The sequence below is a fragment of the Brachyspira innocens ATCC 29796 genome (assembly GCF_000384655.1).
Classification (GTDB): domain Bacteria; phylum Spirochaetota; class Brachyspiria; order Brachyspirales; family Brachyspiraceae; genus Brachyspira; species Brachyspira innocens.
Map to the genome: position 1 here is coordinate 1 of NZ_ARQI01000061.1, position 11,050 is coordinate 11,050.

Consider the following 11,050-nt stretch of genomic DNA (forward strand, 5'->3'; position numbering starts at 1 on the left):
ATGATGATGATAAAGAAGAGAAATCTTTGATTGATATTATAGCTGATAATAAAAAATATGAGCCTGAATATATATTTTTTCAGTATAAATATCCTGATGTAGTTTTATCTAATTGTTATAAGTCAATAAATAATGATTTAGACAGAATTATATTTAATATGTATTATTATAAACATTTAAGTGTTCATTCTATAGCTAAAAAATTAAATATAAGTAAATCTAATGTACATAGACGAGTACAAAAATATGATAGTTATTTAAAAGATAATGAAGTATCTACTAATAGATTGTGTACATCTGGAGTAATTAGAGCATTTAATAATAGACAATTATCAAAAATGAAGTAGGCATTTTTAATCTTATAATTGTAAAGGAGGGAGTGGAGGCTTTATCATTAAAATTAGGCTTTTAAAAGCAGTTTAAACACCAACTTATCTTCATAACATCGCTATGATACTGTAAAAATATCACCTACTAATATTTTTACAGTACTGATTGAAAATAATATAATATAAAAGTCTAAAAATAAATAATAGCTATGTATATTTAAAAAGTTATAAAAGTTTATATTCTTTTCATATAAATAAAGACTAAAAAAATCGTAATAAGTCTTTAATTTATGAAAAGGTATAAATATGGCTTCTAAGAAAAATAAAGAATTAATATTACAAAGCAATAATATAATAAGCCAAGAGCAAGCGGAACTTCCGCTAACAGCGGTCAGTCGACTAATTAAGCAAGCTAATTACTTGAATATACTTGACTATATGAAAGAAGAGCAGCTTATTAAACAGATAGATTATGAAACAGAGAAAGAAAACTTTTTTAAGCAATGTTCAAAAACAAAAAGCAATCACACAAAAAGACAGTATAAAAACGGACTTAATAAACTAGAGGAATACTGCCTCCGAAGGAGCACCTGCGGTGAAATGAATAACAAAAATATTTTATTTATTAAAGCTAGAGAAGCTGATGATTTTATAACAGAAGTTAATTCTAGTGAGCTTTCTAATTTAAGTGTACGTGCATTAGTTTCTTCCTGTTCCTCTTTCTTTTCTTTTTTAGAAAGAAGATATCCGTTTATGAAAAATCCTTTTAGAGGTACAAAAACTCGTCCGCCAGTAAAAAATAAGAAACGTTTAGAAGTGCCAACTAAAAAAGAAATTGAATTAATAATTAAAGATATATCTGATCCTCTCATAAAAGTGGCCATCATTTTTATAATGGAATGCGGAGTGCGTGTCGGGGCTTTACCTAATTTAGAAATTAAAAATAACAAATATTATTCTTATTCAAAAGGAAAAGAAATAAGCTGGAAAGTTACTGAAAAAGTTATTAAATTATTAAAACAGAATAATCTTTCTTTTAATAATCCTTTCAAAAATAAAAGCTCTGAAGTAATAAGGAACATATTTTATAGAAGTTCAAAGCGTTTATATAATCAAGGTAAAATAAAAGCCGCCTACTCTATACATGATGTAAGGCATTATTTTGCTGTTACTTTATATAAACAAACTAAAGATATAGAACTTATTAGACAGGCATTAAATCATAGTAGTATAGCTATAACAGGAATATACTTAAAAAGTTTGGAGGTAGAATAATATTCTATAGTTGCGATAATTTATATTATCGCAACACTATATAACACTGTATTATTTTACATTAAGATATTGATTTTTTTATAAAACAGTATATTGTTTAAATAGTTTTATTTTAATAATATAATTAATAAATTAAAAAAGAAGTTATTTTATATGATTTATAGAAGGAAGATTATACTATCTTTATTAGAAGAATTTGGAAATAAATTAAATAAAACGGATTTTCAAAAATTTTTGTTTTTAATATCTCAAGAACAATTACAAAATACTAGGAAATCCTATTATCATTTTATACCATATAAATATGGATGTTTTTCAATACAATCTTATTCAGATATAGAGTTTTTAAAAAAGAATAATATAGTTAGAGACGATACATTCATTAGTAAAACAGATGATATTTTATATGCTAAACAACTAAAAAGAGAAGATATGGATATAATAAGAAAAATCTATAAGCTTCATGGAAATAAAGATACTAATGAATTATTATCATTTATATATAAAAATTATCCTTTTTATTCTTTAAATAGTGAAATAATAGATAGATATTTATCTCAAAAAGAGATATCTAATTTAAAAAATACTATTTTTAGTAAAAATAATTATATGTTATTTACAATTGGTTATGAAGGTATAACATTAGAAGAATATATAAATAAACTAATCAAAAATAATATAAAACTAGTTATTGATGTTAGAAAAAATGCTGTTAGTATGAAATATGGTTTTTCAAAATATACACTGAAAAAATGGTTAAATAATATTAATATAGAATATGAACATATACCAGAATTGGGAATAGAATCTGAAAAAAGAGAGGAATTAAAAAATCAAAAAGACTATGATGAGCTTTTTAATGATTACAAAAATACAACATTAATAAACAATTTTAAACATGTAGAATATATATTTAATAAATTTTTAAAACATAAGAGGATAGCATTGACATGTTTTGAAGCTTTACCAATCCAATGTCACAGAAGTATTGTAAGGGATGCTATAACTAATTTAGATAGTTGGAATATATTGGAGTATGGAGTAAAAGACCTTTGAGAAAAAAAGTATTTATTACAGTAAAAACTTATCCAACAATATCATATAGTTATGGAGAACTAGTTTGTACTGCTGGATTTACAGAAGATGGAAACTTTATAAGGGTATATCCTATACCATTTAGAAAATTAGAAAATGAATTAAAATATATAAAATATCAGTGGGTTGAAATGGATATAGAAAAAAATAAATCTGATTTCAGACCAGAGAGTTATCATTTATTAAATATTGAAACTATAACTATGTTGGATAAGGTTACAACAAATAATAATTGGAAAGAAAGAAAAGAAATTATATTTAAAAAAAATAGCAATCTATATAGGGATTTAAAACTTTTAATAGACTGTTCTAGGAAAAAAGGAAATGAATGTGTATCTTTAGCTATATTTAAACCTACAGAAATAATAGATTTTTTAATTGAGGAAGAAAAAGAAAAAGAATGGGATAAAAATAAAATAGATGCTATATATAGTCAATATAATTTATTTAGCCATGATAATTTTTTTACATTGGTAGATAAATTACCGTATAGATTTTATTATAAATTTAAAGACATTAATGGACTTGAAAGTAAACTTTATATTGAAGATTGGGAAATAGGGGCATTATTTTGGAATTGTTTAAAATCTCATAATGATGAAAAAATAGCTTGTGATTTAGTAAAAAATAAATATTTAGATATAGCAAAAAATAAGGATATATATTTATTTTTAGGTACTACTAAAGAATTTCATTATAAATCTAAAAATCCATTTATTATAATAGGAGTTTTCTATCCTAACAAAGAAGAACAATATTTTTTAGATTTATAATAAAGTATTACGATAACACAAATTATCGCAACAGTTTATTGACTGTAATCTAATAGAAACATATAATTTATTTGTATGAAATATTTATATATATTATTTATTATCTTATCAATTAATACTTTATATTTAGAGGCTCAATTATATAGAAGATCTGGAAGCTATGTTGATAAAGAAAATAGAAAACTTATTATTTATAATGATGGTTCTGGAATATTTGAGGAAAATGGTATTAAATCTAAAACATTCAAAATAGGAAATAAAATGAGCCTACAAAATGAATATAGATTTATATTTAACTTCAAAAACAAACCATATTCTAATACACATTTAATATTTATTGATGATGATAATATTGTACTTATAATCAATAATTATATAAAATACTATTTTGAAAAATAATAATATTTATGTATGAAATTAAAGTAGATACAAGTAAATTAAAATTTGGATTTGCAAATATTAAAAAAGCCGCTGAAATATCAATAAAAAATACTTTGAATACTGTTGCTTTTTTAAGTAGAAAAAATGTTTTACAAAATATAAACAATTATTTTAATTTGAGAAATAATTTCACTAAGAGAAATATACAAGTAGAAAAGGCAGAAAATACAAGTATATCTAATATGTTTTCATCTGTAGGTGCCAGAGATAAAATATCATATATGGCTTTGCATGAAGAAGGCGGAATAAAGAAAAGTAAAACAGGAAATAATATTTTAATGGCTCAAACAGCAGCTAGAAATGGAAGTAATTCTAACTTAGTTTCAAAAGAACTTTATTATAATAAAATAAAAAGAAATATAATTAAATACAATAAAGGAAAAGGAAGTAAAAAATCTCGTCTTATAGCAGCTGCTTATGAAGCATATAAAAAAAATAAATTTTTAAGATATAAAGATAATATTTATAAAATAACAGGTTTCACTAAAGCAGGAGATAAAACTTATTTCACAAAAGAACATATATATAATTTATCTCAAAAAGAAGCTAGAATAGAAAAAAGAGAATGGTTAAAACCTGCTATAGAGAAACCTATTAAAGATTTTCAAAATATATTCAATTCTAATATAAATAAATTATTAAAATCTAAACATATAATATAATTATGCTTCCTTATCAGTCATTTTTATATAACTATAAACATCTATAACTTTTGCTGTTCCATTTAACACTTCTATTTTTTCCTGCTTTTTTCTATCTTCTATAAGAGCATCTATATTTTTTTGAATACCTGTAACCTCAGAAGAATAAGAATATTTATTTGTGTTTACTAAAGTTATATTTTTATGATTATACTCTATCTTTCCATCAGTATTATTTTTAAGATATATAATGGCTGCTTTTTTCTTTTCATCTAATACAGCTTTTGATTTTTCATTATCCCTATGAGCTTTAATATAATCATCTAATTCTTTAATAGAAGTTTTTTTGTTAGGCATTAATATCTCCTTTTTGGTTTGGACTTTTTATTATATTTATCATTTCTATAATTTTATCTATAGAATAAATATTTCCTTGAACAGTTCTTGTAAGTTCTTCCAAATTATTAATTTTTTCATTACATTTATTATGAAACCAATACTCTAAAGCAATTCTAGCAGCTATATAATCTCTTTTAGCATTATAAGGACTTTGTATTAAATCAATGCCTAATTTCTTACCATATAAAGCATAATTTTCTTTTCCTTTTAATCTAATTAAACCTCTTTCTCTGTAATTATATTTGTTATTATCATTTACAGTTCCATACTTTTTGATGTATGCTGCTATAGATTTATCTCCTTTTTTAGATAATTTTTCAGCCTGCTTAATATTCATACATTCAAAAGAGTTTATAAGTTTATTTGTGCTAGTGAAAGATTCCTCTGTGAAATAAAAATTTTCTGATTTTAATGCTATTTGTGTAATGAATGAAATTAACTGATGATAATTATGAAACTGGTATTCAGAAAAAACTATTTCAAGAGGTTTAGCAAAAGCGGTATTGCATTGTAATTTGTTAAGTATATTGATTATATTCATATATGTAGTGTAATAGCTATAAAAACATTTTCAAGATAGGTATACATTTTTAAGGTACTGTAAGCCATACCAGCGTACGCAATTATGCTCCAGCCTGTGCGGCTTTTGAATAGTAAATGCATTTTTTTTATACTTGAAAAGTTTTCAATTAATATATCATACAGGAAGTTTATGAAAGTAAGTTCAAAAGAGTTTGGACGATTAGCAAATGTAAGCATAGAAGCTCTAAGACAGGCAGTAAAAAATAAAAAATTAATTAGAGATAATCAGTACAGATATGACCTAGCAAATGAAGTTAATATATCTTATCTTCTTAATAAAGGATTAACATTAGAAGATATAAATAATTTTGCCAAATCAATATCTGGACATAACCTAGAAAATATTGAAAAAATTACAGATAAAAGCAGTCAAAGTCTTAAAAATAAAGGAAATAATGAAGAAAAAGAAACTGAAATCTTAGATGAAAAGAAATTTACAGATATCACAGGACTTCCTGCATATTTAATGAACCTTACTATAAAAGAACTTGTTATAGAATATGATGAACCAGTAAAATTAAAGTTTTGGGCTGATGTACTATACAAATTATTACAGGCACAGGAAAGAGAGCAAAAAATAAAAGAAAGAGATTTAGAACTTATAGAAAAAGACTTTGTTATGACATATATATTTAAGTATATAGAACTTCTTAATTTAAGATTATTAGATTATCCGGATAGTGCAGTAGATAATTTAACAGCATTAATAAAAACTAATGAAAATAATGTAAGAATGAAAATTATAGAAGAAATGACAAAAGACTTTTCTATGATTCTAACAGAAACTAAAGAATCAATAAAAAGAGAAATAAATAAACTGCTCAATAAACATTTGGAAAATAATAATGAATAAAGAACATGAATTATCCTTTATAATAAAAATGTTCGACCGATTGACAGACAAAAAAGAATATGAACTTCCTAGTCATTATATAGAAAGAGTTAGAGCATTAGATAAAGAAATATCTCCTATACCGGGATTTTATAAGTTTTCAAGAACTCCTTTCTGGAAAGAAATACTTGATAATATGTCCCCAAAATCTCCATATCAAAAAATAGTTGTAATGAAAGGAGTACAAATAGGAGCAACAACTGGCATTTTAGAAAATATTATAGCTTATAATATAGGGTGTGATCCTAAACCTCAATTATATATTTCAGCTGATAAAGAACTTGTAAAAATGAATATGGAAATAAAAGTAGAAAGAATGATAGACAGCTGTAAATTAAGAGATAGGATTTTTTCACAAACTGGAGTGAATACAAAAAAGACTGGAGATACAAGTTTGCAAAAAGATTATATAGGTGGATTTTTAATAGCAATAGGAGCACAAAATCCGGGCAAATTAAGAAGTATGAGTTTTCCTGTAATTTTATTTGATGAATTGGACGGTATGCCTGATAAAATAGGAAAAGAAGGCGATCCAGTAAGTTTAGCAGATAATAGAACTAATGCCTATGCTTCAAAAAGAAAAATATTATATATCTCTACTCCATTAGTAGAACAAACAAGTAAAATATATAAATTATATAAAGAAGGTGATCAAAGAAAGTTTTTTGTTCCTTGCATAAAATGCAAAAAGAAACAGGAATTAATATTTCACGGCATAACAGAAACAGGACATACCTATGGAATAGTATTCAATCATAGCAACGGAGAAATAGATTATAGTTCTGTAGGATATAAATGCAAATATTGCGGACATATAATGAAAAATCATGATAAAGCTATAATACTTCAGGAAGGCGAATGGATTTCAACCTCAAAATCTAAAGATCCTAAATTAATAAGCTATCATATTTCTGCTTTATATTCAGCTGTAGGAATGTTTTCTTGGGAAGATATAGTTCAAAAATGGAATCAATGCTGGGATATAAAAAATAACAGATTAAAAGATAAAGAGAAATATAGAGAGTTTAGAAACCTTATGCAAGGACTTCCATTTGAAGAAAGAGGCGAAGCTATAAGAGCGGATAAAGTAAAACAAAACAGAAGTTATCATTATTTAAAAAATCAAATAAATAATAAAAAGTTTATAGAAGAAACAGGAAGCGGTATTTTATTATTAACTTCAGCTGTAGACGTACAAAAAAACGGATTATGGGTAGATATACGAGGCTGGTGTGAAAGAGGAATAAGCTATTTGATAGATGCATTTTTTATAGAAGGAGAAACAGAAAATTATAATTCTATAGTTTGGAAACAACTTGATGATATAGTAATGAATAAGAATTGGATTTCAGATGATGAAAAAATATACAGAATAAATAGTACATTTATAGACAGCGGAAAATATACAGATTATGTATATGAGTTTTGCAAACATTATAGTTACGGAGTTTATGCCATAAAAGGAAATGATTATATACAAGGCGGATTAACTTATAAGGCTTTCAATAGAGATACTATATTAAAAGCAGGGCTTTCTCTAGCACTTCATATAAATACTACAAAGCAAAAAGACTTTATAGCAAGAACTCTTAATTTACCAAGAGAAACTAATAAGTTATTACCCGATTGGTATATTAATTTTCCTAATGATTTTGCAGATGATTATTTTGATCATTATTCAGCAGAAAATAGAATTGATGAATATGATAAAATAACAAATAAATATATACGCACACGATGGAAATTAACAGCAGGACGGGAAAACCATTTATTCGATACACATTGCTATAATTTAGCTAATTTGGAATTTTTTGCATTTAATATTTGTAAATATGAATTAAATATAGAGTATCTAAATTGGAAAGATTTTTGGGAATATTCTAAGCAAGGTTATTTTTACGATGAAATTAAGTAGAAAAGTTACCTATATTGCATTTTTATTCCAAGCATTTAATATAATTTTATAATAATGCCCTACTCTAGGAACTTTAATAATAATGAGTAATAAACTTGATGATGATAATAATATAAGTTCTTTATCCAGTAAAGAATATTATAAAAATGAATATAACAATTTAAGAATACTGCTTTTTGAATATGATAAAGCTATATTATCTGTACAAAATCATAAAAGCTATACTCTTAATACAGGACAAACTACACAAACAGTTACAAGACATAATTTATCAGAATTAATAGAAGCTAAAAAAGATATACTTAATCAAATGAGAGAATTAGAAATGCATTTAGGTATAGGTAAGCCTTCTGTAATACATGTAAATCCTTCTTGGTAATTATTTTATTAAGGTAAAAATTAATGAAATTCAAAATATTTGGATTAGATATTAATATAAATAAATATAATGATAAGCCTTTATTAATAAATAATAATTCAGATAGATTGAATGATCCTTATAATTATTATTTAACTGATATAGTACAAACAATATTTAACGGCGATACATTTCCAGGTTCATTTGGAATTACTAAAGATTATACTTTTGTAGATTATTATACTTTAAGAAAAAGAAGCGTACAATTATTTAAAGAAAATCCTTATGCCAGAGGTATTTTAAGAAGAATATTAAGAAATGAAATAAATAAAGGTTTAACTTTAGAGGCTAATCCTTTAACTATGTATACAAAAATGACGGAAGAAGAAACCGTTTTATGGAGTCAGAAAGCTGAATTAGATTTTAATATATGGGCAGAAAATCCTAAATTATGCGATTATTATAATCAAAAAACTTTCGGACAATTACAGTTAGATGTAAGACAAACTGCATTAATAAGCGGAGATTGTTTGGTAGTTTTGAGAATATCTCCTAAAACTAAAATGCCTTATATTCAATTAATAGATGGTAGTCATGTAAGAACACCTTTAGGATATACACCTAGAAAAGGAAATAAAATACTTCATGGCATAGAGTTTGATAACTTAGGAAGACAAGTAGCATATTATATTTCAAATAATTATAATGACAATCTTTTAGAATATAAAAGAATACCAGCTTATGGAGAGAAATCTGGAAGAAGATTAGCATGGCTTGTATATGGTACAGATAAATTATTAGATGACTGCCGGGGCGAACCAATACTTTCTAATATTTTATATATGATGAAAGATTTAGACAGATATAAAGATTCAGAAATGCGTGCTGCTGTTATTAATGCTATGCTTCCATTATTCATAAAAAAAGGAGAAAAAGGATTAGGTTCAGCACCTTATCAGCATGGAGCTATAAAGAAAACAGATATTATAATAAATGATAAAGAAGAAAGCAGAAAGTTTAATATAACAGATAATTTGCCGGGTATGGTATTAGATGAATTAAAATACGGAGAAGAGCCTGTTAGTTTTAATACAGTTAGACCAAATGTTAACTTTGGAATATTTCAGGAAACTATATTAAATACTATTTCTTGGAGTTTGGAAATACCGCCGGAAATAGTAAGATTATATTTTCAGAATAATTTTTCAGCTTCAAGACAGGCAAATAACGAATTTAACGTTTATCTTCAGGCAAGAAATTATCAATTTTCAAAAGAGTTTTTACAGCCAATATATAATGAAAAAGTAATATCAAGCATATTAAATGGCAAATTAGAAGCTAAAAATTTATTAAAAGCAATAATGGAAAATGATATAGAAACTATTTATTCTTGGACCAATGCAAGTTGGAGCAGTATATCAAGACCAAGCGTAGATATACAAAAAGATGTATCAGCAGCAGCAACTGCTATAGAATACGGTATAGGTTCAAGAGATTTTTGGAATAAAAGAATAGTAGGAAAATCTTTCCAAGAAGTTATGAGAATATTAAAAAAAGAAAAAGATGTGATGGATAAAATGGGACTTAGTTTTAAAGATATAGAAGATTCTTCAGGCAAACCTATAAATAATATAATTGATATAGAAGATAAAGAACTAGAATAAAAAGGAGCAAACTGATAAATCTATCTTTTTAATATGTTTAGTCAGTTTTAATTATTATATGAAAGATTACAGTCAAGCATTTATAAATACCAATGGAGAAGAATTTCCAAATACAAAAGCAGTAGATGCTAATAGTCCGGGAGCCACAAATGGTACAGAAATAATAGCAGATTTACTTAATGATAATTGGGGATTTTCTCAGGCATTATTAAAAGCAGCCTCTATCAGTCCAAATGGAGAAGACGAAACTGCAGATAATTCTCAGAAATTAGAGGCAATAATGAAATTAATAAATTCTCATATAGAATTAAATGATGATACAGGTTATCAATTAAAAAGATATCAAAGACATCTTGTTATAGATATAAACGAAAATGTTCATAATATTAATTTAACTGCAGAAAACAATATAAACTATATAAGCAATATATTAATAATAAATAATACTGACCATAATGTATATATAAAATATGGTACAGAGTTTTTTATTTTATTTGAAAAAAGTTCAACTGAATTTGTATATATAAACAGTAAATTTAAATTAATAAGAGGTGAAGGAATGGGAAAACAAGAAATTATAGATTTATTACATCCAATAGGATCAACATACATACAATTTGCTGAAGATGATGGAACTTTTGATGCAAGCAAATCTCCAGAAAAACTTTTTGGAGGTACTTGGCAAT

At 25.0% G+C, this 11,050-nt stretch carries 12 protein-coding genes and 1 pseudogene; 11 read left to right on the forward strand and 2 right to left on the reverse strand.

The features are described 5' to 3' along the window. From F811_RS15380 to F811_RS0101445, 6 genes are all read left to right on the forward strand, one after another. The coding region (locus F811_RS15380) for a sigma factor-like helix-turn-helix DNA-binding protein (protein WP_033425194.1) at positions 1-347 on the forward strand (347 nt) is incomplete at its 5' end. Between the two features lie 288 nt (positions 348-635). Then, positions 636-1,604, forward strand: coding sequence for a tyrosine-type recombinase/integrase (locus tag F811_RS0101425; protein ID WP_020003522.1), 969 nt, complete (start codon positions 636-638; stop codon positions 1,602-1,604). A 153-nt stretch (positions 1,605-1,757) separates the two neighbouring features. Then, positions 1,758-2,660 (forward strand): DUF488 domain-containing protein, encoded by a 903-nt coding sequence (locus F811_RS0101430; protein WP_020003523.1) that lies wholly within the window; start codon positions 1,758-1,760, stop codon positions 2,658-2,660. Beyond that, positions 2,657-3,472 (forward strand): hypothetical protein, encoded by an 816-nt coding sequence (locus F811_RS0101435; RefSeq protein WP_020003524.1) that lies wholly within the window; start codon positions 2,657-2,659, stop codon positions 3,470-3,472. The genes F811_RS0101430 and F811_RS0101435 overlap by 4 nt, the downstream gene beginning before the upstream one ends. 75 nt (positions 3,473-3,547) lie before the next feature. Then, complete coding sequence (locus tag F811_RS0101440; RefSeq protein ID WP_020003525.1) at positions 3,548-3,871, forward strand: hypothetical protein; 324 nt, start codon at positions 3,548-3,550, stop codon at positions 3,869-3,871. Positions 3,872-3,879: 8 nt separating this feature from the next. Next, entirely contained in the window at positions 3,880-4,575 is a 696-nt protein-coding gene (locus tag F811_RS0101445; protein WP_020003526.1) for a hypothetical protein, read from the forward strand. Here F811_RS0101445 and F811_RS0101450 read toward each other — a convergent pair whose 3' ends face one another. Continuing rightward, the gene (locus tag F811_RS0101450; RefSeq protein ID WP_020003527.1) at positions 4,576-4,911 is read right to left on the reverse strand and encodes a hypothetical protein; all 336 of its coding nucleotides are present in this window, start codon (positions 4,909-4,911) and stop codon (positions 4,576-4,578) included. After that, positions 4,904-5,494, reverse strand: a complete 591-nt coding sequence (locus F811_RS0101455) for a glycoside hydrolase family 19 protein (RefSeq protein ID WP_020003528.1) — start codon at positions 5,492-5,494, stop codon at positions 4,904-4,906. The genes F811_RS0101450 and F811_RS0101455 overlap by 8 nt, the downstream gene beginning before the upstream one ends. Before the next feature lie 171 nt (positions 5,495-5,665). Between F811_RS0101455 and F811_RS0101460 the strand changes: the two genes are divergently transcribed. The 5 genes and pseudogenes from F811_RS0101460 to F811_RS16920 form a co-directional block, all read left to right on the forward strand. Further along, entirely contained in the window at positions 5,666-6,388 is a 723-nt protein-coding gene (locus tag F811_RS0101460) for a hypothetical protein (protein WP_020003529.1), read from the forward strand. Next, positions 6,381-8,342, forward strand: a complete 1,962-nt coding sequence (locus tag F811_RS0101465; protein ID WP_020003530.1) for a terminase gpA endonuclease subunit — start codon at positions 6,381-6,383, stop codon at positions 8,340-8,342. The genes F811_RS0101460 and F811_RS0101465 overlap by 8 nt, the downstream gene beginning before the upstream one ends. Positions 8,343-8,424: 82 nt before the next feature. Then, the gene (locus F811_RS0101470; RefSeq protein ID WP_014487979.1) at positions 8,425-8,721 is read left to right on the forward strand and encodes a hypothetical protein; all 297 of its coding nucleotides are present in this window, start codon (positions 8,425-8,427) and stop codon (positions 8,719-8,721) included. 23 nt (positions 8,722-8,744) lie between these two features. Beyond that, positions 8,745-10,364: a phage portal protein gene (locus F811_RS0101475; RefSeq protein ID WP_020003531.1), complete on the forward strand. Its 1,620-nt coding sequence runs from the start codon at positions 8,745-8,747 to the stop codon at positions 10,362-10,364. A 58-nt stretch (positions 10,365-10,422) separates the two neighbouring features. Continuing rightward, a pseudogene (locus F811_RS16920) lies at positions 10,423-11,050 on the forward strand (hypothetical protein); the annotation flags it as partial.

Bases quoted from the DNA above. Each gene is read 5' to 3' on its own strand.
- F811_RS0101445 (WP_020003526.1), top strand. From the start codon at position 3,880: ATGTATGAAATTAAAGTAGATACAAGTAAATTAAAATTTGGATTTGCA.
- F811_RS0101450 (WP_020003527.1), bottom strand. From the start codon at position 4,911: ATGCCTAACAAAAAAACTTCTATTAAAGAATTAGATGATTATATTAAA.
- F811_RS0101440 (WP_020003525.1), top strand. From the start codon at position 3,548: ATGAAATATTTATATATATTATTTATTATCTTATCAATTAATACTTTA.
- F811_RS0101460 (WP_020003529.1), top strand. From the start codon at position 5,666: ATGAAAGTAAGTTCAAAAGAGTTTGGACGATTAGCAAATGTAAGCATA.
- F811_RS0101430 (WP_020003523.1), top strand. From the start codon at position 1,758: ATGATTTATAGAAGGAAGATTATACTATCTTTATTAGAAGAATTTGGA.
- F811_RS0101470 (WP_014487979.1), top strand. From the start codon at position 8,425: ATGAGTAATAAACTTGATGATGATAATAATATAAGTTCTTTATCCAGT.
- F811_RS0101455 (WP_020003528.1), bottom strand. From the start codon at position 5,494: ATGAATATAATCAATATACTTAACAAATTACAATGCAATACCGCTTTT.
- F811_RS0101475 (WP_020003531.1), top strand. From the start codon at position 8,745: ATGAAATTCAAAATATTTGGATTAGATATTAATATAAATAAATATAAT.
- F811_RS0101425 (WP_020003522.1), top strand. From the start codon at position 636: ATGGCTTCTAAGAAAAATAAAGAATTAATATTACAAAGCAATAATATA.
- F811_RS0101465 (WP_020003530.1), top strand. From the start codon at position 6,381: ATGAATAAAGAACATGAATTATCCTTTATAATAAAAATGTTCGACCGA.